20 protein-coding genes and 1 pseudogene are annotated in these 25,627 nt (G+C 70.9%); 6 read left to right on the top strand and 15 right to left on the bottom strand.

The features are described 5' to 3' along the window. Nucleotides 1–414 precede the first annotated feature (414 nt). The 4 genes from ACIBAF_RS30935 to ACIBAF_RS30920 form a co-directional block, all read right to left on the bottom strand. The gene (locus tag ACIBAF_RS30935; RefSeq protein ID WP_399467446.1) at nucleotides 415–2,835 is read right to left on the bottom strand and encodes a glycosyl hydrolase family 95 catalytic domain-containing protein; all 2,421 of its coding nucleotides are present in this window, start codon (nucleotides 2,833–2,835) and stop codon (nucleotides 415–417) included. 479 nt (nucleotides 2,836–3,314) lie between these two features. Then, the gene (locus ACIBAF_RS30930; protein WP_399467445.1) at nucleotides 3,315–4,937 is read right to left on the bottom strand and encodes an MFS transporter; all 1,623 of its coding nucleotides are present in this window, start codon (nucleotides 4,935–4,937) and stop codon (nucleotides 3,315–3,317) included. A gap of 371 nt (nucleotides 4,938–5,308) precedes the next feature. After that, the gene (locus ACIBAF_RS30925; protein WP_399467444.1) at nucleotides 5,309–7,330 is read right to left on the bottom strand and encodes a non-reducing end alpha-L-arabinofuranosidase family hydrolase; all 2,022 of its coding nucleotides are present in this window, start codon (nucleotides 7,328–7,330) and stop codon (nucleotides 5,309–5,311) included. A 52-nt stretch (nucleotides 7,331–7,382) separates the two neighbouring features. After that, the gene (locus tag ACIBAF_RS30920) at nucleotides 7,383–8,984 is read right to left on the bottom strand and encodes a glycoside hydrolase 43 family protein (protein ID WP_399467441.1); all 1,602 of its coding nucleotides are present in this window, start codon (nucleotides 8,982–8,984) and stop codon (nucleotides 7,383–7,385) included. A gap of 405 nt (nucleotides 8,985–9,389) precedes the next feature. Between ACIBAF_RS30920 and ACIBAF_RS30915 the strand changes: the two genes are divergently transcribed. Together ACIBAF_RS30915 and ACIBAF_RS30910 are read left to right on the top strand one after the other, a co-directional pair. Next, nucleotides 9,390–11,036: a glycoside hydrolase family 27 protein gene (locus ACIBAF_RS30915; protein ID WP_399467439.1), complete on the top strand. Its 1,647-nt coding sequence runs from the start codon at nucleotides 9,390–9,392 to the stop codon at nucleotides 11,034–11,036. 475 nt (nucleotides 11,037–11,511) lie between these two features. Next, nucleotides 11,512–11,706: pseudogene (locus ACIBAF_RS30910) on the top strand (cellulose-binding protein); the annotation flags it as partial. 122 nt (nucleotides 11,707–11,828) lie between these two features. Here the strand turns inward: ACIBAF_RS30910 and ACIBAF_RS30905 are convergent. The 3 genes from ACIBAF_RS30905 to ACIBAF_RS30895 form a co-directional block, all read right to left on the bottom strand. Further along, entirely contained in the window at nucleotides 11,829–12,167 is a 339-nt protein-coding gene (locus tag ACIBAF_RS30905; RefSeq protein WP_399467437.1) for a hypothetical protein, read from the bottom strand. Beyond that, nucleotides 12,164–13,048, bottom strand: coding sequence for a leishmanolysin-related zinc metalloendopeptidase (locus ACIBAF_RS30900; RefSeq protein ID WP_399467436.1), 885 nt, complete (start codon nucleotides 13,046–13,048; stop codon nucleotides 12,164–12,166). The genes ACIBAF_RS30905 and ACIBAF_RS30900 overlap by 4 nt, the downstream gene beginning before the upstream one ends. Nucleotides 13,049–13,209: 161 nt before the next feature. Then, on the bottom strand, nucleotides 13,210–14,175 hold the full coding sequence (locus tag ACIBAF_RS30895; protein ID WP_399467435.1) for a glycoside hydrolase family 6 protein: 966 nt from the start codon (nucleotides 14,173–14,175) through the stop codon (nucleotides 13,210–13,212). Nucleotides 14,176–14,504: 329 nt separating this feature from the next. Here ACIBAF_RS30895 and ACIBAF_RS30890 point away from each other — a divergent pair, with 329 nt between their 5' ends. Then, on the top strand, nucleotides 14,505–15,518 hold the full coding sequence (locus ACIBAF_RS30890; protein ID WP_399467434.1) for a LacI family DNA-binding transcriptional regulator: 1,014 nt from the start codon (nucleotides 14,505–14,507) through the stop codon (nucleotides 15,516–15,518). Nucleotides 15,519–15,608: 90 nt separating this feature from the next. Here ACIBAF_RS30890 and ACIBAF_RS30885 read toward each other — a convergent pair whose 3' ends face one another. From ACIBAF_RS30885 to ACIBAF_RS30870, 4 genes are read right to left on the bottom strand one after another with little or no spacing between them, the layout of a single operon-like run. Then, on the bottom strand, nucleotides 15,609–17,069 hold the full coding sequence (locus tag ACIBAF_RS30885; protein WP_399467433.1) for a glycosyltransferase family 87 protein: 1,461 nt from the start codon (nucleotides 17,067–17,069) through the stop codon (nucleotides 15,609–15,611). After that, complete coding sequence (locus tag ACIBAF_RS30880; protein WP_399467432.1) at nucleotides 17,066–17,923, bottom strand: class I SAM-dependent methyltransferase; 858 nt, start codon at nucleotides 17,921–17,923, stop codon at nucleotides 17,066–17,068. The genes ACIBAF_RS30885 and ACIBAF_RS30880 overlap by 4 nt, the downstream gene beginning before the upstream one ends. After that, nucleotides 17,920–18,567, bottom strand: a complete 648-nt coding sequence (locus ACIBAF_RS30875) for a DUF2064 domain-containing protein (RefSeq protein ID WP_399467431.1) — start codon at nucleotides 18,565–18,567, stop codon at nucleotides 17,920–17,922. Before ACIBAF_RS30875 ends, ACIBAF_RS30880 begins: the two co-directional genes overlap by 4 nt. Then, nucleotides 18,564–19,283 carry a glycosyltransferase family 2 protein gene (locus ACIBAF_RS30870; RefSeq protein ID WP_399467523.1) on the bottom strand — a complete coding sequence of 240 codons (720 nt, stop codon included), beginning with the start codon at nucleotides 19,281–19,283 and terminating at the stop codon, nucleotides 18,564–18,566. The genes ACIBAF_RS30875 and ACIBAF_RS30870 overlap by 4 nt, the downstream gene beginning before the upstream one ends. Nucleotides 19,284–19,400: 117 nt before the next feature. Between ACIBAF_RS30870 and ACIBAF_RS30865 the strand changes: the two genes are divergently transcribed. Beyond that, entirely contained in the window at nucleotides 19,401–20,135 is a 735-nt protein-coding gene (locus ACIBAF_RS30865; protein ID WP_399467430.1) for a response regulator transcription factor, read from the top strand. Next, nucleotides 20,125–21,237 carry a sensor histidine kinase gene (locus ACIBAF_RS30860; RefSeq protein ID WP_399467428.1) on the top strand — a complete coding sequence of 371 codons (1,113 nt, stop codon included), beginning with the start codon at nucleotides 20,125–20,127 and terminating at the stop codon, nucleotides 21,235–21,237. The genes ACIBAF_RS30865 and ACIBAF_RS30860 overlap by 11 nt, the downstream gene beginning before the upstream one ends. An 11-nt stretch (nucleotides 21,238–21,248) precedes the next feature. Here ACIBAF_RS30860 and ACIBAF_RS30855 read toward each other — a convergent pair whose 3' ends face one another. From ACIBAF_RS30855 to ACIBAF_RS30840, 4 genes are all read right to left on the bottom strand, one after another. Continuing rightward, nucleotides 21,249–22,301 (bottom strand): NAD-dependent epimerase/dehydratase family protein, encoded by a 1,053-nt coding sequence (locus ACIBAF_RS30855; RefSeq protein WP_399467426.1) that lies wholly within the window; start codon nucleotides 22,299–22,301, stop codon nucleotides 21,249–21,251. A 52-nt stretch (nucleotides 22,302–22,353) separates the two neighbouring features. Continuing rightward, nucleotides 22,354–22,950, bottom strand: coding sequence for a hypothetical protein (locus tag ACIBAF_RS30850; protein ID WP_399467425.1), 597 nt, complete (start codon nucleotides 22,948–22,950; stop codon nucleotides 22,354–22,356). 96 nt (nucleotides 22,951–23,046) lie between these two features. Continuing rightward, entirely contained in the window at nucleotides 23,047–23,457 is a 411-nt protein-coding gene (locus ACIBAF_RS30845; RefSeq protein ID WP_399467424.1) for a hypothetical protein, read from the bottom strand. Continuing rightward, entirely contained in the window at nucleotides 23,454–24,590 is a 1,137-nt protein-coding gene (locus tag ACIBAF_RS30840) for a molybdopterin-dependent oxidoreductase (protein WP_399467423.1), read from the bottom strand. The genes ACIBAF_RS30845 and ACIBAF_RS30840 overlap by 4 nt, the downstream gene beginning before the upstream one ends. 171 nt (nucleotides 24,591–24,761) lie before the next feature. Here ACIBAF_RS30840 and ACIBAF_RS30835 point away from each other — a divergent pair, with 171 nt between their 5' ends. Then, complete coding sequence (locus ACIBAF_RS30835; RefSeq protein ID WP_399467421.1) at nucleotides 24,762–25,619, top strand: oxygenase MpaB family protein; 858 nt, start codon at nucleotides 24,762–24,764, stop codon at nucleotides 25,617–25,619. Nucleotides 25,620–25,627 lie beyond the last annotated feature (8 nt).

The raw sequence follows: 25,627 nt of genomic DNA, 5'->3' as shown, positions 1-25,627 counted from the left end.
GCCGGCAGCTTGCCTCAGCGTCGAGGCCCGCACCTCCCGCCGCCTCGTGCGACGCGAACCCGCAGGCGCGCCCCGTCCCGGATCTTCGGCGGGCTCACTCCGTACCTCTCCCAGGCCCTGATCGACAGCACCGGATGGCGACTCGTTCCCGGTGTGCACCGGCAAGGTTGGACACCACGGAAAGGGCTGCCGGCATACGGCCGGTCCGGGCTGCGCCTTCCCAGAATCAACTCTGGTCGCGTCTTCTCCCGCAAGGGACTGACCGGTACCACTGCCCCGGCCCTCAGCGGCGCGCTGTCGGTCGGCGGCGCCTGCTCGGGGACACTTGAGCAGGCGCCGCGTCGGCGGAGACCATCTACACCCAGCCCGTGGCGTCCGACAGGATCACCGACGACACGCGCGGTGCCCCCCTTCTCAGCGGGCCAGGCCGATGACCCTGCCGTTGAGGCTCTTCGGCGCGGTGGCGGGGCTGCCGCTCACCGCCGCGAAGGGCAGGGAGGTGGTGGGCGCCGAGGGCCGCTGGATCAGGTACGACGTTCCGGCCCGGGCCGGAATCGTGAGCGTGGCGCCGTTCTGGCCGGACAGCACTGTCCCGCCGGAACCGTCGAGGACCATGACGTTCTGGCCCGGCCACGGATTGCGCACGGTGATGTTGCCGTTCGCGCCGGCCTCGACGGCGACGGTGACCAGCGTCCCGCCTCGAATCTGGACGTGTGCCTTGCCCTTGTGCTGGATGTACACCGACCCGTCGACGTCCCAGGAGCTCGGCCACCCGGGCGCGATCCGCAGGGTCCCGTCGTAGTGCTGTACGAGGCCCTCGCCGATCGCGGCGGCGTTGACGCCGAGTTGTTCCAGGTAGGGCGTCTCCGGTTGGGCATTCCAGCTCGCCATGCCGTTGGGGAACACCTGGTACTTGGCGACGTTGGCCGTCATCGCGGTCCTCATCTGATCACCCAGCCCCAGCCGGGCCGCATGCAGTGCGTCGAAGCTCCAGTCGTTCTCGGTGACGTAGCTGCGATGGGTGAAGGTGCGCCGGCCGAGCTCGGACTGGTTCCCGCTGTCGCCGATCAGGCTGTACGGCCACACGGCCTCGAGTCCCAGGTTCTCGGTGTTGTTCTTCGTGGCCGTCGGCTGGGCGGACAGGGCGAGCATGGTGGTGCCGGAGGCGTCGGACGAGGGGTCGAGCACCTGGGTCTGGGTCGCGGTGTCGGTCCTGGGCAGCGGTCGGATCTTGGGGATCGCGCTCCGCAGCGCCCCGACGAGGTCGGAGTCGACGCCGAGCGTCTGCGCCGCCGACACCACGACCGGGAACAGGGACTGCATCGCCGCCACGTCCGTGGTCGGGTCGTTGACCGCCCACTGGGTCTCGTGCCCGTTGGAGGTGGTGTGCAGCAGGCCGTCCGACCCGGTCTTCGCGTGGGACAGGAGGAACTGCGCCGCACCCTTCATCAGGGGGTAGTTCTGTGTGAGGAACGACTTGTCATCGGTCATGAGGTACGTCTGCCAGATCCACAGGCTGATCTCGGCGCCGGTGGTGACCGTCTGCGAGTTGTACGACGGGGTGATGAGGGAGTCGCAGGAGGCGTTGCCCTCGGCCCAGCCGGGAGCGTAGTACCCGTTGCCGTTGAACCTCATCGTTTCCGGCACGCACAGGCCCTGCCGGCCGGGAAAGTGGTCCCTGGTCCAGGCGGCGATGTTGTCCAGGTTGCTGCGGTAGAGGTTGAAGATCGGGGAGTTGAGGGAGAAGGCGCCGGCCGAGAGGTTGGCCTGCATGTACATCCGCAGGTTCCAGAACCAGTAGCCCGCCGGGTACCAGGGCTGGCTGTCCTGGCTCGGGTTGAAGAGGTTCGCTTCACCGGCCTGACTGCCGGGCAGGGAGCCGCGGTTGGATGCCGCGATGTCGTACAGGTACAGCGTCCGCATGTTCTCGAAGTACTCGCCGGAACCGTCGGCGGACGTGATCTTGATCAGGCCCACCGTGTTCCAGTAGTTGTGCCACCAGGCCAGATGGCCGGCGGCGAGGTCTGCGGAAGGGCGGGTCAGGTCGCCGCCGAGTAGATTCTTCGTGGTGCTGATCGCGTCGCCGCCGGTCCATCCCGGGGACACCACGACGACGCGGAAGGAGCCGTCGGCGTTGGGCCGGAAAGTCACCTGCCCGGTACGGGAGTCGGGCGTCGACGCGCTGACGTTCCGTCCACCGGCGCCGATCCCGGCCAGCGTTCCGAAGCGTTGTCCGGAAGCGCCGGTCGTACCGCTGTCGGTCCAGGTCTCCGACAGTGTGGCCACCGAACCGGATGCCTGAGCGCTCGGGGAGCGGCTGCTCCACAGCTTCACCTGCGCCGTTTGTGTGCTCCCCGGGTCGGCGCCGCTGACGTCGACAACGAGCTGCGAGGCGTCCGCCCGTACGTAGGCCCGCAACGTCATTCCGCCGCCGGACTGGTGCAGCGTCCCGTCGTACAGGTCGAGCCGGCTCTTGAAGTCGGAGGCGCCGGTGAGTCTGCTCAGACCGGGGATCGTGACCCAGCCCGGTGACTTGCGGTCAGGGAAGGTGTCGCCGCGGTTCAGCTGGGCGGTGAAGCCGTTCGCAGCCCAGGCGGCTGCGCCCAGTGTGCCGTTGCCGAGAGGGACGAACTCGCTCGCGGCGGTGTTGGCCCGGTCGAGCACGAGGTTCGACCGGCGGACCAGGTTGGGGGTGTCCACCACGAACCTGCCGTTCTGCCATGCGGTGGTGTTCGCGGAGGCGACGGCCGTGGGGTTGGCGACCACCGGGCCTCCCACCACGACGAGCGAGGCAACGGCCCCGACTGCCAGTAATCGCTTCCAGAATTGGCGCATTCACGTCTCCCGGTTTGTGAGCGGGTGGAGTTGTGCCTCGGCCGACAACGGCTTGAACGATTCATTACAAGTTGGCTCGCCGACCGAGAGGGCGGAGGGTGCGTTGATGTGGGTGAGCCGAATCCCGGTCACCGTGCCGGGCGTTACGGACGATAGGCGAGATGCGAGGGGCGTCAATACCCCTCGCATCATTCGAAGTTCACATCGAAATGTTTCGCCCGCTGTTCGGACCCGCCTCAGTCCGCAGCGCCGACGGCAGGCAGTATGACGACCGACGAGAAGGGCAACTTCCCGATCCGCACCGTCGAGCCCGCCCTGGCGGAGTGACTCCGCGGGTTCGGTTGCCATTCGCCTTCCCGGTGAACCGCCTCAAGCAGACGCTTGGCGAGATGCGCCCCATGCGCCCGCTGAGCTGCGGAAGCTGGGTATGTGATGCTGCCCTGCGGCGGGCCTGGACCCTGGGTTCTGCCGGCACACTCTCAGGCGGAGCTGTGAGCCTCTTCGTAGTCCGGCTCCGGGAGCGGATCCTTCTTCTTTCCGACGGCAGGCAAGGTAATCAGCAGCACAGCTGCTCCGAGGAGTGCGATGACCGCGATCCAGCCCGCGCCGACGTGCATGGCATGGATGAACGCATGATCAGCAGCCTGAGCAAGAGTGGGCCGGTGGACAGCGGTGGCGACGTGGCGGGCCTGTTCGGCGGAGACTCGCGCCTGACCCTGCACCGGACCGGGTACACCCTCCAGCGAAGGTTCGATCGCACGTCGGTACATGATCGACATGATCGTGCCGCCTACTGCGATTCCGATCACGCTGCCGGTTTGTCGCACGGTGTTGGCGACGGCCGATCCCGCACCGGCCTGTTCCAACGGCAGGTTGCTGATCAATGCGGCCGTAACGGGGCCGATCACCATGCCGACCGAGAGACCCTGCAGGAACAACAGGATCTCGATCCAGATGAGTGGGGTTTGGAGTCCGAGGAATCCGTACCCGCCCATGGTCAGCGCAGCCATGGTCAGCGCCGGCACGGTGACAGGGCGTAGCGACAGGCGGCGAACCAGGCGCGAGGCAAGGGGTGCCCCTGCGAGCGCGCCGAAGGCGGTCGGGATATTGGCCAAGCCCGCCTTCGTCGGCGAAAATCCGAGCGCGCCTTGCAGGTAGAAAGCGCTGTAGAAGGTGATCGCGGCCACAGCGAAGAGCAGCAATCCGAGTGCCGCATTGCCGCCGCCGAATGTGCGTTGTGCGAGCAGTCGCGGATCAAAGCTGGGCGCCTTGACACGCAGTTCGACGAGTACGAAAACGGCCAGCAGAACCAGACCGACAACGATCGGCGCCCAGACGTCGGTACGACTCCACACAGCTGCCTGCCCCGCCCGGATCAGCCCGTAGGCCAACGCCACGAGCCCACTGATCGACAGCAACATTCCAGCGGGGTCCAGTGGCCGCGGAGTGGGGCTGCGGAAATTCGGAACCAGTACGGCGAGCCCGACCAACGCCAATGCCGCGACCGGGACATTGATCAGAAATACCGAGCCCCACCAGAAATGATCGAGCAGAAGCCCGGCCAGCACTGGGCCGGCAGCCATTCCAACGCCGGCCGACGTCGAGAAAATGCCGATCGCGGCAGCCCGCGCAGGGCCGGTAAAGGTCCACATAAGGATGGCCATCATGGCGGGGGTGATCAGCGCGCTGCCCACCCCCATCGCGGCTCGAGCTGCAATCAGCTGGCCCGCATCACTTGCGTACGCCGCCCACAGCGAGGACCCGGCGAAGATCGCCAACCCACTGGCAAACACGGTCCGGTGACCGAACCGATCGCCCAATGCGCCTGCAGTGAACATCAACGTGGCGAAGGCCAGAGTGTACGAACCGGTCGCCCATTGCAGCTGACCGGGATTGGCCCCCAGTCCACGGACCGGGTCTGCAAGGGTCTCCAGCGTAGTACTCAGGACGGTATTGTCCAGCCAAATCAGCAGCGAACACAGCATAAGAACGGCGAGAATCAACTGCTGCCTGAACTTCGACAACGTTGGCGGCGCGGCCATGAACACCTTCGGATATCGATCGGAGGCAACCTGAACGACTGGACCATAAGCAAACTCCACGACGCCGTCAAGCTTAGAGATTCTTGCAAAAACTGTTGCTGCGGAACGCACTGTATGCCCTCTGCCGGATTTGCGGACTGAACAATTTTATGCCCTCTGGTGGATTTGCAAGCTGCGGGATTTCATGACTTCCGGCGGGTTGCGACTGAGCGGATTTCATGCCCTCCGGTGAGCTGTCGCACCGCGTCCTGTGACCCCAGCTCGGCGCCCACGCCAAACCGCGGCTCCTGGCCGCCCAGGACTGCCGGAACACGGGCACCTGGATTCCGTGAGGCGCGCCTTCGATGGCCGGCAGCCTGGTCACACGCCGCCGGGGATCCGCCGGCGCGAGAGTGGACAGGGGCCCCGCACGAGCGGCGGGGCCCAGGTCGTCAGCAGGTCGAGTTGGTCTGGGTGAGCAGTCCGAGCCGCCACGGCAGGCTGTTGTAGTCGCCGCTCGCGTTGGGGTTCAGGCCCTGGTACAGGTACTGCAGACGGCAGTTGGGGATGGTCAGCGTCTGGTCGTACCCCGCGCGGATCATCTCACCGTGACTGATGTCCTTGGTCCACGCCCCGGACGGGAACGACACCTTGTTGGCCCGTGCGAACGGGTTGCTCTCGGACGCGGCGAGCGGCGTCCACGAGCCGGCGAGGCTGCCCGACGTCCAGGAGCGGAAGTACCGCCTGCCGTCCGATCCGATCGCCTCGACGATCAGGAGGTACTGGTTGGCGCCCTGCACCTTGTAGACGTTGCTCGCCTCGAACAAGTTGTACTTGCTGTCCTGCGCGGCGATGACGGTGTTGGTGAACCCGTTCGGGAACTGGCCCACGGTCGTCTGCGAGCGGTACAGGTGCCCGTTGTCGTCGGAGGAGAACAGGTAGCAGTTGGCGCTGTCGCAGATCACCCACATGTCGACCCAGTAGCCGTTGCCGATGTTCTGCCTGATGATGTCGGGCATCGACGGGTAGAAGTTGCGCGGTGCGCTCCACCCGTTCGGGTTGCTGATGTCGGGATTGGTGGAGTACGAGGCGTTGCCGGTCTGGTAGACGAGGTACCACAGGCGCTGCTGCGTGTTGTAGAAGACCTGCGGCGCGGCCCGGTACCCGGCGCCGATGGCCGTGCGGTCCAGATAGTGGTGCGTGGCCGAACCCGCCTGCGACCAGTCGGAGAAGCTCAGGTACACGAGGTTGTACCCGGCGGCGCTCGCGGTGCTCGCGAACACGTGGTACTTGCCGTTGTAGTAGACGACCGTCGGGTCCTTGATGCCCGCGATGTTGTGGGTCGAGTCCGGCTTCGGCGCGATCAGGGCGCCGCTGGAGCTCCACGAGAAACTGGAGGGCAGCGCGGCGGCGGACCGGGGCGCGACCGCGGTGCGTGCGGCGGGCGTGCCGCCCATCGCGGTCAGCGCCGAGCGGTAGGCGGCCTTCTTGTTGCCGTTGCGGTCGAACAGCAGCGGGTTCTCACCGGAGCGCCAGGAGTCGCTGTCGCGGATGCCCCAGACGGTGATGCCGTTGCAGCGCGCGACGTTCAGGCAGGCCCGCACGGTGTTGGCGTACGCGGTGGCCGGCGACTGCGCGATGTCCAGCTCGGTGATCTGCACGTCCACGCCGAGGGCGGCGAAGTTCGACAGCGTCGTCTGGAAGCTGCCGGGAGGGCCGCCGGCGCCGAAGTGGGACTGGAAGCCGACGCAGTCGATGGGCACGCCGCGCGTCTTGAAGTCGCGGACCATGCGGTAGACGCCCTGGGTCTTCGCGGAGTTCCAGTCCTCGATGCTGTAGTCGTTGTAGCAGAGCTTGGCCGCAGGGTCGGCCGAGCGGGCGGTGCGGAAGGCCTGCTCGATGAAGCCGTCGCCCAGCAGGTTCTGGAACACCGAGGAGCGGTGCTGGCCGCTGCCGCCGTCGGCGAAGGCCTCGTTGACCACGTCCCAGGAGTGGATGCGGCCCTTGTAGTGGTTGGCCACGGTGGTGATGTGGTTGTTCATCACGCTGCGCAGCGTGTTCGCGTCCCTGATGGAGTTGACCCAGCCGGGCAGTTGCGAGTGCCAGACCAGGGTGTGGCCGCGCATGCGCTGACCGTGGGCCGTGGCGCGGTTGACGATCTGGTCGGCCGGGCCGAAGTTGAACGAGCCGCGGGACGGCTCGGTCGTGTCCCACTTCATCTCGTTCTCGGGCGTGACCGAGTTGAACTCTCGGTCCAGGATCCCGGTGTAGGTGCCGTCGCCGAGCCTTCCGGCGGCCACGGCGGTTCCGAAGTACCGTCCGGACTGGGCCGCTTGCGCGCCCAGCGTGGAGGCCCGGACGGCGTCGGACGCGTCGGGCGCGGCGGTCGCGGCCACGGGTGTGACCAGTGTGGCCACGGCCAGCAGGGATAACACCGAGGCCCGGCGACGGCCGAGCCGTTTCAACGGGTTCATGTTTCTCCTTGTGCGGTCGGGTGCGGGTGGATGGTGCGAGGGATGGATCGGTTCAGGGCACGGACAGCTCGAACCGCGTGACGCGGACCGCGCCGCCGAGTGCCTGGGTGGCGTGGTTGAAGAGGGCGAATCGGTAGCCCATGAAGAACCGCCAGTCGTTGCCCATGGAGAAGGCGGGTCCGAGGCGGGTGAAGGCAGTGCCGTCGGTGCTGTAGGAGAAGGCGCCGGGGCGTGCCGCGCCGGGGCGGATGTCCGCGGTCGCGCGCAGCCAGATGCGGCTGCCGGGGACGGTCGCGCTCGCGGCCTCGGTGCCGGTGCCGGTGGTGTTCCAGTCGCTGTCCATGGTCAGCCCGTTGACCATCACCACCCGCGTCGCGCCGCCGTCCCGTTTGACACCGATCCAGGCGGAGGAGTCACGCAGCAGCGCGAGTCCGGCCCGGTCGCCGTCCCGCATCGCGGAGTGGTCGAGCTGGACCGTGGCGGTGGAGGTGGGGCCCTGGACGCGGTGTGTGAGGGTGTTGCGGGCCCAGTACAGGTCGTCGGTGACGGTCGCGGTCCGCAGAGTCAGTCCGTTGTCGACCGACCACTTGGTGTCGTCCGGGTTGTGGTTCCACTCCCACCTCGGCTTGAGAGTCGTGCCGTCGAAGGTGTCGACGCCGATCAGGGGGGTGACCTGGCGCGGTGGAGCGGGGACGGGATACGAGGCGCCCCATGCGCCGTTCACCAGGTGTACGACGGGCCAGCCGTCCGAGGTCCAGGTGACCGGTGCCAGGGCAGGCATCCGGCCGCCGGGGTACGCGTCGACGAAGGCCAGGTAGTACCAGGCGCCGTTCTGCGTCTGCACCAGCCCGCCCTGGTGCGGGACGCCACCGCCGGGTATCGGCCCGCGCAGGTCGAGGAGCACCTGCCGCATCGTGTACGGACCGAAGGGGCCGCCCGACGACTTCAGGATGTACTGCCCGTTGGCCGGGCGGGTCAGGAAGATGTAGTACTGCCCGTTGATCTTGTAGAAGCGGGAGCCCTCGAGGGTGCCGACACTTGACGGTGTCGTGAACACCTGCTGCGTGCGGACCTGGGTGCGGCCGTCGGGCGAGAGCTGGGCCACATTGATGGTGGTGTTCCCGTACGCCACGTAGAGGGTGTCGTCGGTGTCGACGAGCAGCCCCGCGTCGTAGTACGGCGTGCTGATCGTCGTCAGCCTGCTCCACGGCCCCTCGACGGCGGTGGCGGTGTAGACGTACGTCCGGGCGAAGTCGATCTGGCCCAGCCAGTAGAACGTCCTGTTGCTCGGACGGTAGGCCAGCGACGATGCCCAGATCCCCCTGACGTAGCCACGCGCGCCGTTCAGGTCGTACTTGGCGCCGAAGTCGAGGACGGGCACCGAGTGACCGGCGATCTCCCAGTTCACCAGGTCGTACGAACGCAGGACGGGCGCGCCCGGTGAGTAGTGCATCGTCGAGGCCGAGGCGTAGTAGGCGCCGCCGACACGGATGACGTCGATGTCCGCGAAGTCCTGCCAGATCACCGGGTTGGCGTACGCCGGGCCGGCTGCGCGGGCCGACGCCAGGGGGAGGAGGGCGCCGGTGACCAGACCGGTGGCGGCGGCCAGCGCCCTACGGCGACCCAAATGTTGTTGAGAGCATGACAGATCCATGTGTCGTTCTCTCTGCGAGGAGCGCTTGGGTGGGGGGTCGGTCTCGGCATGTTCGAAACCGCGAACATGCATCGACTCATCGAGCATTCCGGATGATAGGAGCCCGACAGCTCCCGTCAATAGGCCTCGCATGATTCGCGCATGACAGCGAAATCTTTCGGAGACTGTGGGTGCCCGGAAGCGGTCAGCTGTCGGTCGGCGGGGCGGATGGCTCGACGATCGTGTTGACACGCTAGGGACTCTCTCTAGTATCCGTGAAATCGGCGATCCGAAATCGAGTGGAAATTTCGAACGATCAGCAAGGTGTCATAGGCATGACATCATCGTCCCAGTGCAGCTTTCATCCGCTGTCTGGCATCGCCGGTGATCACCCACGACGCCCTCACCCCGGAAAGGAACCTCACGGTGCCCGGACGACCAGGCAGACGACTGCTCGACCTCTTCGCGGCCGCCGCGCTGACGCTCACCGCGTCCTTCACGGCCTCCGCCCACTCCACCGCCACGGCCGCGCCCGGCAGCCCGGCCCTCACCCCGCCGCTCGGCTGGAACAGCTGGAACAGCTTCGGATGCGGGATCACCGAGGCGCAGGTACGCCAGGCCGCCGACGCGATGGTGTCCTCGGGCATGAAGGACGGGGGCTACCGGTACGTGGTGGTCGACGACTGCTGGTTCGACCCGCAGCGTGACGCGGCGGGTAACCTGCGGGCGAATTCGGCCAAGTTCCCGAGCGGGATGAAGGCGCTCGGGGACTACATCCACGGCAAGGGCCTGAAGTTCGGCATCTACCAGGTGCCGGGCGACCGCACCTGCGCCCAGACCGGCGGCGCCTATCCGGGGTCGACGGGCAGCAGGGGGCACGAGACCCAGGACGCCGCCACGTTCGCCTCGTGGGGCGTCGACTACCTCAAGTACGACTGGTGCTCGTCCAGCGGCACACGTGACGAGCAGGTCGCGCGGTTCACGCTCATGCGAGACGCCCTGCGCGCCACCGGGCGGCCGATCGTCTACAGCATCAACCCCAACAGCTTCCACGCCATCACCGGCGCTGCCTACGACTGGGGCGAGGTCGCCGACCTGTGGCGGACGACCGAGGACCTGCTCGACATCTGGCAGAACGGCAACGCCAACAGCTATCCGATGGGCGTCGGCAACGTCCTGGACGTCACCGCCCCGCTGGCGGCGCAGTCGGGCCCGGGCCACTGGAACGACCCCGACATGCTGGTCGTCGGTCGTCCCGGCCTGTCACTGACCGAGTCCCGCTCCCACTTCGCCCTGTGGGCGCTGCTGGGCGCTCCGCTCATGGCCGGCAACGACATCCGCACCATGTCCGCCGACGTGAGCGCGATCCTGCGCAACCCGCGGCTGCTGGCGGTGAACCAGGATCCGCTGGGTGCGGGCGGGCGCAGGGTGCGCGACGACGGCGACACCGAGGTGTTCGCCAAGCCCCTGTCCGACGGCTCCGTCGCGGTGGGCCTGTTCAACCGGGGAGCGGGCACCGCGACGGTCGCCGCCACGGCCGCGCAGGTCGGCCTCACCGGAGGGCCGTTCACCCTCACCGACCTGTGGACCGGCGGCACATCGAGCACATCGGGCCAGATCTCGGCGAGCGTCCCCGCGCACGGCGTCGCCGTGTTCCGGGTGAGCGGCGGCAGCCCGCTGACCGCCACCACCGCACGCCTGCGCGGCACCGCGTCCGGCCGCTGCCTGGACGTGGACAACGCCTCCACGGCGGCCGGGACGACGACGCTGATCTGGGACTGCCACACCGCCGCCAACCAGCTGTGGACCACGTGGACCGGCGGCGAGATCCGCGTCTACGGCGACAAGTGCCTGGACGCCTCCAACCAGGGCACCGCCAACGGCACCCGGGTCATCATCTGGTCCTGCAACGGCCAGGACAACCAGAAGTGGACCGTGCAAGCCGACGGGGCGATCCGCAACGTCCACGCCGGACTGTGCCTCGACGCCGACCAGGCAGGAACCGCCAACGGGACCCAGGTCGTCCTGTGGACCTGCAACGGCCAGAACAACCAGAAGTGGCCCCGCGCGTAAGGGACCTCGCCAACGGCACGAGGCGGCTCACCCGGGCAGCCGCCCCGGGATCCCGCTCACCACCGCGGAGTTGTTGCACGACGACACGGACAAGATCCCTCGTATGGCCCGCCCTGGTCGCGGTGCCGGTCGTCCTGAGCATGGGCGGCACGGCACTGGGCCGCGGCCGGCACGAGACCCCGCTCACGGCCTCCCACACGGCAGCCGCATCCGTCCGTCCAGCGGCCGCTAGCCCCGGATGCTGCTAGGGCCTGTCCGGCGGATCGAGTCGGAGGAAAGCAGCGGCGCTTCATCAGCGCACGTGAGCGGGGCTTGGTGCGTCTGAATGCAAGGCGGAGGAGGGCGTCGACGCGATGGGGGTCCCTCCCACTCTAGCGAAGCCGAGAGTGGGGGAGTCGGCAACCGACGACAACGCCGCAGGCAGGCGTGCCAAGCCCCGCATCTCCGGCATGATCCGCCGGACAGGCCCTAGACACCCACCCTCACGAGCGGTACGCACACGATCCAGAGCAGCGGCAAGAACCGGAGCTTCATCCTGCGGATCCCGGACGGCTACGACCGGAGCCGCCCCTACCGGCTGGTCCTCGGGCTCCACTGGCTGGGCGGCACCTCCACCGACGTCGCCACGGGCCGCACCGTGGAAACGGGCGCCTGGGCCTACTACGGCCTCCTGGAGGCGCCGGGGGCGACACCTGATCGGCACGAGGCTCCGCGGCCGGACCGGTTCTCGACCGGCCCGGCCCCGGAACCCGTCCGACACACCCGCGGACAGGTCACCGCGGCGGGACCACGTCAGGCGTCGGTCAGCTTGCGCAGGCTCGTCCGCCGCACGTCGACGCACAGCCCCTGGGCGTCGGCGACACGGCAGTGGTCGTCACCGGCCGCAAGCACCACCACCCGTGTCCCCGCCGGTAGTTGGCCGTCGGGGGCACGACCACGCTCGGGACGGTCGAAGTGGAAGGGCTCATCGACCACCAACTCGTGGGTGAAGCGGGTGGGGGCGGGCCGGACCATGTTGCTTTCAGGGACCAACGCCTCGTCGCCGAGGACGACCATCTCCGGACGAAGGACCACTCCCGGCTCGGGCCGCGTGTTCCGCTCGTCTCCGGGACGATGGTCCCTGTCCGTCACGGCACCGGCGTCTCGGCGCCCGAGACCTGCAGACTCTCGGGTGGCAGAGCGACCGGAATGACCGGCAGCATCATGCCGACGTCGATCGGTGCGGCGTGAGCCACGAGCGCACCCTCGGCGGCCAGTGCGTGCAGGTCCGGCAACTGGTACGGCTCAGCCGCCTCAAGGTCCACCTCGTAGCCCAGGTCGCCGAGGCTCGCCACCGTCATGCGGCTCATGGGGTTGCCCGGGCCCGCAATGAACGGGGACATCAACTCGTTGCCGAAGACGGTCTCCCGCCAGTGCGAATCCGCCGTTCCGGGACCGCCGAGGTTCTGGACCGGTACCGGTTGCAGTGTGCCCTCGCCGCGCAGCGCACGGTACTCGTCCATGGCGGCGCGCCCGAGGAAGGTCGGATTCGAGGTGCCGGCGTCCGCGAGCAGGCCTTTGTCGTTCCAGACGCTGCCCATGCCCGCCACATGGCCCATCTCGTGGGTGATGACGTCGTTCAGCGTGCCGTCCTGCTCCATCTGCTCCAGGTCGGCCGTGTCGAAGGACATGATGCCCTTGGCGGGGAGAAAGGCTGCGCTGCCGGCCGAGGGGGGCCGGACGTGGGTGGGGCCCGCCTGTCCCAGGATCCCGCCTGGGCCGTCGATCGGGCGCCCCTGCGCAAGGATCAGGAGATCGTCGATGACCTCGCCGTCGATCACCACGGAAGGCAGGTCGCCCACGATCACGCGCACCCAGCGGTCGGCGGCTGCGGTGAATGCCTTCTCCTGGCTACTGCTCAGCCCGCCGAGGAAGCGGACCACGATCTTGAACGGCGATGTCGTGGCGGCGAGCGCTTCGGCTCGACGGCTGTCGGCCACTGCCACATGGCTGTGATTGTTGTTCGTGGCCACAACTAACCCTCCGATTCAGGGGAATGTGGGTCATTTTTACCCTAAACGGGTGAAAGTCACGGCGCTCGTCGAAACCGCGTCCTGCGGTGCCAGGTGGCGAGATTCGAGAGCCCCGCTGTGCGGCAGCAGGTGCTGGTTGCCGTCGGCGACCTTGTTGCGGATCAGTAGCCGTAGATCATCTTGTAGGCGACCTCGGGGAGGAACTGCCCTGCCGAGGAGCCGTTTCCGACGCCGCAGTTGCCGTCGGACTCGCCTGGCGCCTTGATCCACAAGAGCATCTCGGCGCCACCGCCCAGCCGGCTGGGGGTGCCGATGCGGCGGCCTGAGGGGTTGCACCACTGGCCGTTGGAGCCGTTGCCGTTGCGGCTGGTGTCCACGACGAACGGCTTGGTGTAGCCGTAGCGGGCGCTGAGTTCGCTGTTGACGGCGTTGCCGTAGGCGGTGTTCTCGGCCGTGGTGAAGTAGTTGGAGATGTTGAGAGAGAAACCGTGGGCCTGTCGGAGGCCGGCGTTGTGGAGGCGCTGGGCCATGGTCGCGGCGCCGGCCCAGCCGGGGTTGCCGGCGTCCAGGTAGACCCAGGTGTTGGGGGACTGGCGGTTGAACTGGGTGAGGGCCCCGGTGAGCATGCTCTGCCGTTCGGTGATCTGAGCCTGCGTCATGCAGCCGTAGTCCCCGAGGGAGTCCGGTTCGAGGAGCACGACGGCCGGGCGGTTGGCGATGCCGCCGGCGAACTGTGCGATCCAGTTGGCGTAGGCGGACGGCGAAGCGGCCCCGCCGGCGGAGTGGCCGCCGCAGTAGTCGCGGTTGTAGATGTTGTAGGCGACCAGGAGGGGCAGTTTGTCCGAGCGGTCCGCCGCCCCCGCGTACGCGCCGGTGGCGGTGCCGATGGCGCCGCTCCACGATCCGAACCAGCGGGCCGTCGGGGTCTTGGCGATGGAGGCGTTGATCGCCGGTGCGCGGCCGTCGCCGGGGTTGGCGGCGACCCACCGGTTCGCGCTGGAGTCGGGGTCCACGTAGAACCCGGTGGTCATGGTGGTGGGGTCGGCCGCGTGGGCGGAAGGTGCGGCGGCGAGCGCCAGCGGCAGGGCCAAGAGCGCTGTCGCGAGGGCGCGGAGTCTGCGGCGCATGAGGTACCTCGTTTTCCTGGCAGGGATGCGTCGCACGCCCTCGTCCCGAGCGTGCGACGTGCTGAGGAAGTGCGGCCGACGAGTGTTGGGAGCGCTCCCACTGGAAGCGCTCCCAAGGGCACCGAAGGCCTTTGGGGTGTGGTCGGTATCGTGTGGCGGGCTGGGAGAGGTGTCAAGAGTTGACGTGAGATCACGTCACTCGTGCTGCACGCGGCGGGAAACGGGCTCGATATGTTCTACAGTCGGGACGGATCTGGAAGCGCTTCCAGTCCGCAGCGGCCGGGGTGGGACGCTTCGCGTCCGGCCTGACACGGAAGGGCTCATGGCTCATGGCAGACGATGCGCCGCGTAGGCACTCGACACTGGACGAGGTGGCCGAACTCGCCGGCGTCTCCCGCTCCGTGGCCTCTCGCGCCCTCAACAACGCCCCGCACGTCAGCCGTGCCAAACGAGAGGCGGTCGACCGGGCCGTGCGGCAACTCGGCTATGTGCCCAACCCGACGGCCCGCGCTCTGGCCACCCGCCAGACGGGAGCGGCCGCCCTGGTCATTTCGGGAGAGGATCCCTCGATCTTCGCGGATCCGTTCTTCGCGCAGGTGATCGTGGGGGCGTCGGCCGCTCTGGAGGAGGCCGACCTGCATCTGATGCTGTGCCTGGCCGCTTCCGACCGGGGCCGCAAGCGGGTGCAGGAGCTCTTCCGGTCCCGGGGCGCCGACGGCGTCATGCTGATGGCGCTGCGCGAGGACGATCCGCTGGCCGGCATGGCCGAGGAGACGCAGCTGCCGGTCGTGTTCGGAGGGCGCCCCGTCGGTCCGGCTCCCCGGTGGTACGTGGACGTCGACAACGTCGGCGGAGCGCGCGAGGCGACCGAGTACCTGATCTCGCGCGGCAGGACTCGCACAGCCACGATCTGCGGGCGCCTGGACACCGAGGCCGGGCGCGCCCGGTACCGCGGCTATCGGGACGCCATGCTGGCAGCCGGCCTTGAACCGTTCCCGCCGCAGGAGGGGGACTTCACTGAGCCCAGCGGAGCCGCCGCCATGGCCGCGCTGCTGGCCGACCACCCCGACCTGGACGGGGTGTTCGCCGCCAACGACAACATGGGGGCGGGGGCGCTGCGCACGCTGCGTGCGGCCGGCCGGACGGTTCCCGCCGACGTCGCTGTGATCGGCTTTGACGACCTGACCGTCGCCCAGGTCGCAGATCCGCCGCTGACCACCGTTCATCAGCCCATAGCGGCGCTTGGGCGGGAGATGGCGCGCATGCTCGTCTCGCTCATCGACGGACAGGACCCCACTCCGCTGATCCTGCCCACGCGCCTGGTCACCCGCTCGAGCGCTTGAGGGGCATGCCCCACGGAGCGCCGGCGAAGCTCGTCGGCGCCCGAGCGCGATGCCCACCCACCCGAGGGCATGCCCCACGGAGCGCCGGCCTCAGCTCAGGACGTCGTGCCGGTCACCCCTGGCGCCCCGCAGACAGGCGCCGAGTGCGACGGTCACGGCCGCGGCGCCGTAGGCCCAGGCCTGGAGCGGGAAGCCGGGCAGTATCCGGGCGGCGAGGTAGAGCACGGTGCCGGCCATGGTGACGGTCAGCCACTCCCATCGGCCGTCGAGGGCGACCAGGGCGACCAGGAGCAGGGAGTACCAGGGGTAGCTGGGCGAGACGAGGAGCAGTGCCGTGCCGGTGAGCAGCAGGGCGCCGGACCAGGGCCGGGTGGGATCACCGCGCCACCACACGTACAGGGCGGTCAGCGCGAGCAGGATCGTCACGGCCACGCCCGCGGCGGTGTCCGGCAGCAGCAGGCGCAGCAGGGCGAAGCGGCGTACGTGTCCGGATTCGTAGCCTTCCTCCTGGAGGTAGCCGGGCAGGTAGCCGAGTACCCCGACGCCTGACGCGGCGACATAAGGCAGGTAGGCGACCGCGATCGCGCCGAGGACGGCCGTGACCAGGCCCGCGATCCGCTTCGGGCCGCGCTGCCCGGCGAGGGCGCCGGGCAGCGCCAGGACGGGCAGCAGTTTCACGGCGACGGCGGCGCCGAGGAGCGCGCCCCGGCGGGCGCCGGCGCTGGCCGTGCCGAGCGCGAGGACGGTGAGCAGAACGCCGAGGGTGTCGATGTGCGCGTCGTTGACCGCTTCGAAGGGGACGGCGGGGCACCAGGCCCACAGGGCTGCCCGGGCGGGGGCCCGCTGCGGGTCGCCGCGTCGGCGCAGTACGGCGAGCAGGGCGACGGTGGTGCCGAACGCCAGCACCGCGCCCCCGACCTGGAGCGGCTTGTGGCGGCTGTCCGCCGGGGAGAGGACGTGGACGGCGAGGTACCAGCCCTCGGCGACGGGCGGGTAGATGGTGGGAACGCCCGGGCGGTTGATGCGGACGCACAGGTCGTCCCTGGTGTGGGTCAAGCCCCAGCCCTCACAGGGCCGTTCGGTGGGAAACAGCCAGGAGTCGCGCAGGTGCTTCAGCTCGGGCGCGGCCGGTGGGTGGGCGTACGGGGAGATGCCCGCGGCCTGCACACGGCCGTCCCAGGCGTAGCGGAACATGTCGTTGCTGGTGCGGGGCGGGGAGGTGAGTGCGGCCACGGCGACGGCGGCCGAGCCCGCCAGGACGAGGACGGCCGCAGCGCGCGCCGGCGCCTTGCGCACGGTCCACGCCGCGGCGGCGAACAGCGTCCAGGCGACGGCGTAACCGGCCAGCACCCGGCCGGGGTCGGTCTCGTTGTCGCCGGTGCGAAGGGTGTCGACCACGACAGCGGTGAGCGCGGCGAGAAGGGCGGTGGTGACGGCGACGGCGAGGGTCGCGCGTCGGCTCTTCGACCCGACGGGACGGCCGGGATCCGGGACGGAGGCCGGTTGAGGTTTCTCCTGGTCCCGACCGCGGGGGAGAGTGGTGTCGCTCATGCGGGGGCGGGCCCTCCGGCTGCAGTGGGTTCCGGGGCGTCGTACGGCGGTTTCGGGCGGTGCAGTTCGACGAAGGGGCGGCCGTCGGCCGTCCACCGTCCGGTGAGGATCCAGCCGGCGGCGTCCGAGGCGCGCAGCAGCGCGCTGACGCCGACGCGGGCCCAGGGAAAGGGCGGGCCGTGCCGGCCGTGGCCGTCCTCCACGCGGACGGTGAGGCGTTCGTCGACGTCGTCGAGTGCGGCCTCGGCGAGCAGGCGTCCGCCGGGTGCGGCGAGCCGGTGCAGCCGGGTGAGCAGGGCGACGGGGTCACCGCCGATGCCGATGTTGCCGTCCATGAGGAGCAGCGTGGTCCACCGCCCCTCCCTGGGCAGGCGGTCGAAGACGGACCGCCGCACAGCGGCGCCGCCTCGGCGCCGGGTACGGGACACGGCGGCCGGGCTGAGGTCCACGCCCAGCGCCGGCGTGCCCCGGGCGGCCAGCGCGGCCACCAGCCGTCCGGGGCCGCAGCCGACGTCCATGACCGGGCCGGTGCAGCGGCGCAGCACGGCCAGGTCGACGGCGTCGGCGGCGGCACACCAGCGCTCCACGTCCAGCGGCAGGAGCTCGCCCGGCCCGGGGCGCTCGGGATCCGGCAGGCGGCGCAGGAACAGCGGGCCATGGCCGGCGCGCAGCGCGCAGGCGTAGGGATCGTCCGCCCACGGCGTTCCGGGCTCCACGGCGACCGGATCATCGGCGGGCCGCGTCGAAGCCGGTCGCCAGGAGGGCGGAAGCACCGGGTGCGGCGACCGCGTGGGCGCCGTCGCCGCCGCCCGTTCGGCGAGGGCGGGCTGCGGACCGCTCGCGGCGCGGCTCATCGGGCGGTCTCCGCGAGCGAGTTGAGAACGGCACGGAAACCGGAGCCGGGCGGGCAGCACGCGGCGACCTCGGCGGCGTCGGCGGCGGTGTCCACGTCCCGGAGCACCGGAAGATCACGGATGACGAGCCGCGCCTCGGTGAGCCGGGCGCGCTGGACGGCGCCGGTGCGGCCGGTGGACATCGGCACGCCCCGCACCAGAGCCCCCGCCCGTCCCGGATCGGCGAAACCGAGACCCCAGAACCCGCCGTCGGCGGCCGGCCCGAACCAGGCGTCGCAGCCGCCGCGCCCGGCCTCGGCGAGAAGGTCCGCGGTCAGCTGTGGAGTGTCCATGCCCACCAGGAAGGCCGGACCGCCGTCGCACCTCTCGAAGGCGGCCGCGATCCGTTCGGCGAGGCCGCCCGGCACCTGGGGGACGAGGTCGAAGCCGGGCGGCAGCCACGGGCCGGGGGAGCCGTCCAGGACGAGGACGCGGCGCCGGGCGGGAGCCCGCAGCACGGTGCGGAGGGTGTCGGTGAGCGCCGCTTCGGCCAGCGCCGCCGCCTCGCGGGGCGTGTACGGCGGGGTGAGCCGCGTCTTGACCCGCCCGGGCACCGGCTCCTTGGCGATGACCAGCAGCGTGGCCGGCCCCGTGGTCGCCGTCATCGCGCGACCCCCTCGACCGCCGTGGCCGCGGCCGGACGGGCGGTGGGCTGTTCGGCGAGGACGGCGCGCATGTCGCGGACGGCGTGCCAGGTGCCGCGCCAGGTGCCGGTGACCTTCGAGCGGCCGGTGCGCGGCTGATAGGGGACGTCGGTCTCGGTCACCCGCCAGCCGGCGTCGGCGGCGCGGACCACCATCTGCAGCGGATAGCCGGAGCGCCGATCGGTCAGGCCGAGGGCGAGCAGGGCCTCGCGGCGGGCGGCGCGCATCGGACCGAGGTCGTGCAGGCGCAGGCCGGTGCGGCGGCGGACCAGCCGGGCCAGTTCCAGGTTGGCGAGCCGGGCGTGCGGGGGCCAGGCGCGGAAGGCCGTGGCGCGTCGGCGGCCCAGGACCAGGTCGGCGGCGCCGTCGAGGACGGGGCCGGCCAGCCCGGGCAGCAACCCGGGGTCGAGGGAGGCGTCGCAGTCGCAGAAGCAGACGATGTCGGCGGTGGCGGCGGACAGACCGGCGTGACAGGCGGCGCCGAAGCCGCGCCGGGGCTCGTGGACGACTCTCGCGCCGAGTGCGCGGGCGATGTCCGGGGAGCCGTCGGTGGAGCCGTTGTCGACGACGATCGCACGCCAGCCCGGGGGGATGCGGTCCAGTACCCAGGGGAGGGCGTCGGCCTCGTCGAGACAAGGCAGCACGACGTCCACGAGAGGGGAGGGGGAAGTCTCGATCACGCCGCTCACCCTACGAACTTGAAACGGACATAACGGAATTCCAGACCTTACGGATCGCTGACGTCGGCCCGCGTCGCAGGTCAGTGGCTGACAGCCGGTGCGAGACTCGGTCGTGTGAAACGCGTACTCGTGGTGGACGACGACCCCACCGTCTCCGAGGTCGTCGCCGGATATCTGGACCGGGCCGGCTTCGCGGTCGACGTGGCCGCCGACGGCCCCAGCGCCGTCCGGCTCGCCGGCGCACAACCGCCCGACCTGGTCGTCCTGGACCTGATGCTGCCCGGCATGGACGGCCTGGAGGTCTGCCGGCGCATCCGAAGGGACGGCCCGCTGCCGGTGATCATGCTCACCGCGCGGGGTGACGAAGAGGACCGCGTCCTCGGCCTGGAGGTCGGCGCGGACGACTACGTCACCAAGCCCTTCAGCCCCCGCGAACTCGTGCTGCGGGTGGAGTCGGTGCTGCGCCGCGCCGGCGCGGCGAGCGTGGACCGGACCCCTTCCGTGGAGCCCTGGCTGCGGGCCGGACCGCTCGCGATGGATCCCGTAGCCCGGCGCGCCACCCGCGACGGCGGCGAACTCGCCCTGACGCTACGCGAGTTCGACCTCCTGGAGTTCTTCCTGCGTAACCCCGGGCGGGCGGTGAGCCGGGAGGACCTGATGCGGCGCGTGTGGGGCTGGGAGTTCGGCGATCTGTCGACCGTGACCGTCCATGTGCGGCGGCTGCGCGAGAAGGTCGAGGACGATCCGGCCCGCCCCCGCCTGATCAGCACGGTGTGGGGGGTCGGTTACCGCTTCGACCCGCTGGGACCGGACACCGCCGCCGCGGAGGGGCCGAGCCATGACCGGTGACCTGCTGCTCATCGCGCTGTACGCGGCCGTCGGCGCGGTCGGCGCCGGACTGGCAGGCATGGCCGTTCTGCGCCTGCTGCGCAACCGGTCGGTCGCGCTGTCGCTGGCCGTGGTCGCCGCCGTCACGGTCGCGGCGATGCTCGCCGGAACCATGCTGGTGGCACAGGCGATGTTCCTCTCCGACCACGACCTGTGGGTCGTGACCATGGTGTGCGCCATGGCGGCGGCGGTCTCGCTGGTGGTGGCGCTCGTCCTGGGCCGTGGCGTCGTCCGGGGCAGCCGGGCCCTCGCCGAGGCCACCCGCGCCCTCGGGGACGACGGCAGTTTCACTCCGCCCATCGTCGCGCCCACCGCCGAACTCGCCCAGCTCAGCCGTGAACTCGCGGCCACCAGCGCCAAGTTGGCCGCCTCCCGGGAACGGGAGAGGGCCCTGGAGGAGTCCCGCCGCGAACTGGTCGCCTGGATCTCCCACGATCTACGCACCCCGCTGGCCGGGCTGCAGGCGATGGCCGAGGCGCTGGAGGACGGCATGGCGCCCGACCCTGGCGTCTACCACGCACGCATACGGTCCGAGGTGGGACGGCTCAGCGGCATGGTCGGCGACCTGTTCGAACTCTCCCGCATCCAGGCCGGCGTCCTCGCGCTGACGCCCACCCGGATGTCGGTCTACGACCTCGTCGGCGACGCCATCGCGGGCGTCGACGCACTGGCCAGGGAGCACGGAGTCCAGCTGGTCGGGCACGGTGTGGAGCCCGTGCCGGTCGAGGTCGACGGCCGGGAGATGTCCCGCGTCCTGGCCAACCTGCTCGTCAACGCCATCCGCCGGACACCGGCCGACGGCACCGTCGCGGTCTCCGCCCGCCGGGAGGCCGACAGCGTCGTGCTGGCCGTGACCGACGGCTGCGGCGGCATCGCCCCGGAGGACCTGCCACGCGTCTTCGAGACCGGCTGGCGCGGCACCGACGCCCGTACCCCGCCGGCCGGGGCCGGTCTGGGCCTGGCCATCGTGCGCGGCATCGTCGAGGCCCACCGCGGGCACGCGGCCGTACGCAACGTGCCCGGCGGCTGCCGCTTCGAGGTCCGGCTGCCGGTGGTCGCCTGAACGGGCGGACGTCACCCGGTGCGCAGCGGCGCGGTCGCGAACTCCGCCATGCCCTGCGCGAAGGTCACCTCGGGCTTCCAGCCCAGTTCCTCGCGCAGCCGACGCGAGGAGGCGGTGATGTGCCGGACGTCGCCGAGCCGGTACTCGCCCGTGACGACCGGCATCGGACCGCCGTGCTCCGCGGCCAGGGCGGCGGCCATCTCCCCGACGGTGTGGGGCTCGCCGCTGCCGACGTTGTACGCGCGTGCGGTCCCGTCCGGCAGGTCGTCCAGCCCGTCCAGTGCCGCGCGGTTGGCCAGGGCGACGTCCCCTACATGGACGAAGTCCCGCTGCTGGCCGCCGTCCTCGAAGACGCGCGGCGCCTCGCCGCGGGCGAGCGCCGAGCGGAACAGCGAGGCGACGCCCGCGTACGGGGTGTCGCGCGGCATGCCGGGCCCGTACACGTTGTGGTAGCGCAGTGCCGCCACCCGGCCGCCCGTCGCCCGCGCCCATGCGGCGGCGAGGTGCTCCTGGGCGAGTTTGGTGGCCGCGTACACGTTGCGCGGATCGGCGGGTGCGTCCTCGGCCACCAGACCGGCGGCCAGGGGCTCCCCGCACTCCGGGCACGACGGCTCGAAGCGCCCCGCCTCCAGGTCGGCCACTTCGCGCGGACCCGGCCGTACGACTCCGTGCCGCGAGCACGCGTAACGGCCCTCGCCGTAGACGACCATCGAACTCGCCAGCACGAGTCGGCGCACCCCGGCCTGCGCCATGCCGGCCAGCAGCACGGCGGTGCCGAGGTCGTTGCAGCCGACGTAGTCGGGGGCGTCGGCGAAGTCCTTGCCGAGGCCGACCATCGCGGCCTGGTGGCAGACCGCGTCGACGCCGTGGAGAGCGTCGGCCACCGCCGCCCCGTCGCGGACGTCCGCATGACGCCAGTCGACGGCTTCGGGGATCGAGGGGGCCGCGCGGTGCGCGGCGGGCAGCAGGGCGTCGAGGACGCGGACGGCGTGCCCGGCGGCGGTGAGGGCGGTGACGACGTGCGAGCCGATGAAGCCCGCACCTCCGGTGACCAGGATCAACATGCCCCGACCGTACGGCCGTACACGCGCCCGTGGGCCGCGCCACGGCGGGACGTCAGGGGTTCGTAAGCCTTTCCGTCCCGGGCCGTGACGTGGCCACGGTGAGCAGAGCGAAGGCCACGGCGAAGCCGAGCATGGTGAACACCCCCCGGGGCCAGAAGATGTGGCTGTCCAGGAACGACCAGCACGCGCCCAGGAGGACCACGGCCCCCGGCAGCACCCGCACGCCGTGCCGCCGCCCGAGCACCGCGCACGTCGCGAGCGAGGCCACGGCGAGCCCGTACACCCCGACGCGGCCCAGGTCGTCGCCGGTCGCGAAGAGCCGCCCGACCACTCCGTGCGTGCCGTGGGCGGCCACCGTGCCGGCGGATATCCCGGCCACGGCGTCGAGTCCCAGGTAGTAGGCGGCGTAGCAGAGGCACCCGGCCCAGGCGAGCACGGTCAGCGCGCCGTCGGCGTCGCGGCGCGGTCTGCCCCACAGCGGCACCAGCAGACCGAGGACGAGGAGAGGAAAGACCGGCAGCAGGGCGATGTGCAGGCCGGCCCAGTGCCCGGCTGTCATGGCCGTCAGCCGGCGCGGGTGGAGGAGACCGGCCGCCGCGAGCAGCAGGGGAGACGCGGTCACCAGAGCCGTCGTACGAAGGGTTCGCATCCGGCGACCCTACGAAGGCCCCCGGTGCCCACGGGCCCGGGCCGCAGGGGCGTAAGACATCCGTAAGCCGCCCGGAGCGTGGGCGGGCGCCGTAGGTCAAGAGGGTGGCCTGCGCCGGCCGCGGCCGTACGCCCGCACGGCGAGAGCCAGCGCCGTCACCGTCGCCACGGCCGCGAGCAGCAGCAGCCAGTTGCGCGAGTAGTCCAGCGGCAGCACCGAGGGGTTGGCACGGGGCCCCGGACGCAGCAGCACCGGCAGGGCGACCGCCGTCAGGGCGCCCGCGACCAGCAGCCCCCCACGGACCGGACCCCGCACGCCGCCGCGGACCACCGCCAGCCCGACGAGCAGGACCAGCGGGGCGATCAACGCGTCGTGCAGGACCACGGCGCCGCCCAGCCAGATCAGCACGTCCGTCAGGTCTCGCACGCCCAGCAGCAGGGACACGCCCACCCCCATGAGCGCGAGACCGCCCGCGCCGATCAGCACCCGCAGCGCCTTCGCCCTCATGCCGGCACCTCCAGTCGGCCGACCCACTTGGTCTGCAGCACGCCGGGACGGTTCGGGGCGATCAGGCGCGCCGGGTAGCCGTGGTCGGGACTCAGCTCCTCGCCGTTGAGGCGCAGGGCGAGCAGGGTGAGGGGGTCACGGGCGTGCTCGTGACCCATTTCCGAGACCCGGTAACCGCCCCGCAGCTGCAGCGACACCACCCGCACCCGTGCGTCCCGCGGGGCGCCGGCCCGCTCCAGCAGATCCGCCACGCGCACACCGGTCCAGCGAGCCGACCTGCTCCAGCCCTCCACACAGGCGATGGGCAGCTCGACCTCCCGCTGGGGCAGGGCGCGCAGTTCGTCCAGGGTGAGCGTGTACGGCCGGGGCCCCGACACCACCAGGCGGTAGTTCTCGGCGGTGACACGGGCGACCCCGGCCGCCGCGGCGGTGCGGTTGACCGGGAGCGACTGGGGGCCGTGGTCGGGATGGCGAGGCGCGAGCAGGTCGAGGTCCTTCAGCGGGGTGAAGGACTGGCCCACCGTGGTCAGGGTGACCGCTCCGACCGCCGCGCCCACCGCGGCCAGCAGCGACCGGCGGTCGGGCGCGTCCTCGGCGGGCAGGGCCAGCGTCCCCGGCGACCGCCGACTCCAGTGCGCGCGGATCTCGGGAGCCTTGACCGCGACGTGCAGCACCAGCGCGCCGACGACCAGCCAGGCGACCGCGTAGTGCACCGGCACGAACGAGAACGGCCAGGGATACCACTGAGCGGTGTTCAGCAGCCCGGTGACCAGCTCGAAGACGGCGCCGGCCACCAGCACCGCGACCGACAGACGTTCCAGCGCGTGCCGCACCGAGCGCAGCACCGGCCACTCGAACAGGCGGGGGTACACCGTCCACAGCTTCGCCGCCAGCAGCGGAACGGCGGCGATGCCGGACGCGACATGGAGGCCCTGGGTGAACCGGTAACCCCACGAGGGGCGGCTCGGCAGGTCGTCGGCCAGCCAGCCCGGCGGATGCTGCATGACGTGACTGACCAGGCCGGTGACGAAGCACACCGCGAACGCGAGACCCAGCCAGCGCCCGAGAGAGGTCGCCGTGCGGGCGTCATGGAGTCTGCCCCGGAACACCGGCGGGAGGATGCGCTGTTTCATGGCCCCATCCCACCCGCCGAAAGGCCGCGCGCGGAACGCCCGGACCCCTTACGGAACAAGGACGTCTCGCCCGGCCCGTCACCGCATGGCCCGGCAAGCGGGTGGAGACCTCACACAGGTCGTCGGGCCAGGGGGTGCCCTCAGGCGGGCAGGACGGGTCACACTGGGGGCATGACGGGCGTCGGGAGAGGTGACCCGGGGCTGTTCGGCCCCCACTCGGTGACCTGGCAGCTGCACGGCGACCCCATGATGTGGGTCGCCGGGATCCGCGCGCTCTACCTCCAGGCCCTGCACCCGCGTGCCGTGCGCGGAGTCATGCAGAACTCCGACTTCCGGCGCGACGCCTGGGGCCGGCTGATGCGCACCGCCGGCTTCGTCGGCACCACGACCTACGGCACCGCCGAGGCCGCCGAGCAGGCCGGCGCCCGCGTCCGCAGGATCCACCGCATGCTGTCTGCGACCGACCCGGACACCGGGGAACGGTACGCCGTCGACGAACCCGGGCTTCTGCTGTGGGTGCACTGCGCCGAGATCGACTCCTACCTGCACGTCCTGCGCCGCTCCGGCTACCCCCTCACCGACGCCGCCGCCGACCGCTACCTCGCCGAACACCGCGTCAGCGCCCGCCTGGTGGGCCTCGACCCCGACGCCGTGCCCGCCGACCGGGCCGAGATGGACGCGTACTTCGAGAAGATGCGCCCCGAACTCGCCGCCGGACCGGAGGCGCGCGAGGTGGACGACTTCCTGCTCCGACCGCCGACGCACCCCCTGCTCGTCCCGGCGCGCGCCCTGCTGTGGCGGCGCGTGGCGCACCTGGCGTACGCCTCGCTGCCGCCGTACGCCCACGAGCTGTACGGCAGACCGGCCCCGCAACCCGCCACCGTCACCCGGGAGTTGCGCGCCACGGGCACCCTGCTGCGCTGCGTCCCCGCACGTCTGCGGTGGCAACTCCCGCCCAAGCACATCCTGCGGGCCATGGCCAGGCTCGGCCCCGAAGCCCGCCCGGCACCGTGCAAAGTCCAGCCATAGGCCGCCAT

The organism is Streptomyces sp. NPDC051677 (genome assembly GCF_044453465.1).
Lineage (GTDB): Bacteria > Actinomycetota > Actinomycetes > Streptomycetales > Streptomycetaceae > Streptomyces.
Note: the sequence above shows the minus strand (reverse complement) of the source record. Positions and strands in the feature narration are given on the sequence as shown.

Excerpts from the sequence above, each read along its gene's own strand:
- ACIBAF_RS30880 (WP_399467432.1), bottom strand. The coding sequence starts at position 17,923 with ATGAGCCGCGCCGCGAGCGGTCCGCAGCCCGCCCTCGCCGAACGGGCG.
- ACIBAF_RS30835 (WP_399467421.1), top strand. The coding sequence starts at position 24,762 with ATGACGGGCGTCGGGAGAGGTGACCCGGGGCTGTTCGGCCCCCACTCG.
- ACIBAF_RS30895 (WP_399467435.1), bottom strand. The coding sequence starts at position 14,175 with ATGCGCCGCAGACTCCGCGCCCTCGCGACAGCGCTCTTGGCCCTGCCG.
- ACIBAF_RS30925 (WP_399467444.1), bottom strand. The coding sequence starts at position 7,330 with ATGAACCCGTTGAAACGGCTCGGCCGTCGCCGGGCCTCGGTGTTATCC.
- ACIBAF_RS30890 (WP_399467434.1), top strand. The coding sequence starts at position 14,505 with ATGGCAGACGATGCGCCGCGTAGGCACTCGACACTGGACGAGGTGGCC.
- ACIBAF_RS30860 (WP_399467428.1), top strand. The coding sequence starts at position 20,125 with ATGACCGGTGACCTGCTGCTCATCGCGCTGTACGCGGCCGTCGGCGCG.
- ACIBAF_RS30875 (WP_399467431.1), bottom strand. The coding sequence starts at position 18,567 with ATGACGGCGACCACGGGGCCGGCCACGCTGCTGGTCATCGCCAAGGAG.
- ACIBAF_RS30850 (WP_399467425.1), bottom strand. The coding sequence starts at position 22,950 with ATGCGAACCCTTCGTACGACGGCTCTGGTGACCGCGTCTCCCCTGCTG.
- ACIBAF_RS30840 (WP_399467423.1), bottom strand. The coding sequence starts at position 24,590 with ATGAAACAGCGCATCCTCCCGCCGGTGTTCCGGGGCAGACTCCATGAC.
- ACIBAF_RS30920 (WP_399467441.1), bottom strand. The coding sequence starts at position 8,984 with ATGGATCTGTCATGCTCTCAACAACATTTGGGTCGCCGTAGGGCGCTG.
- ACIBAF_RS30935 (WP_399467446.1), bottom strand. The coding sequence starts at position 2,835 with ATGCGCCAATTCTGGAAGCGATTACTGGCAGTCGGGGCCGTTGCCTCG.
- ACIBAF_RS30845 (WP_399467424.1), bottom strand. The coding sequence starts at position 23,457 with ATGAGGGCGAAGGCGCTGCGGGTGCTGATCGGCGCGGGCGGTCTCGCG.
- ACIBAF_RS30885 (WP_399467433.1), bottom strand. The coding sequence starts at position 17,069 with ATGAGCGACACCACTCTCCCCCGCGGTCGGGACCAGGAGAAACCTCAA.
- ACIBAF_RS30855 (WP_399467426.1), bottom strand. The coding sequence starts at position 22,301 with ATGTTGATCCTGGTCACCGGAGGTGCGGGCTTCATCGGCTCGCACGTC.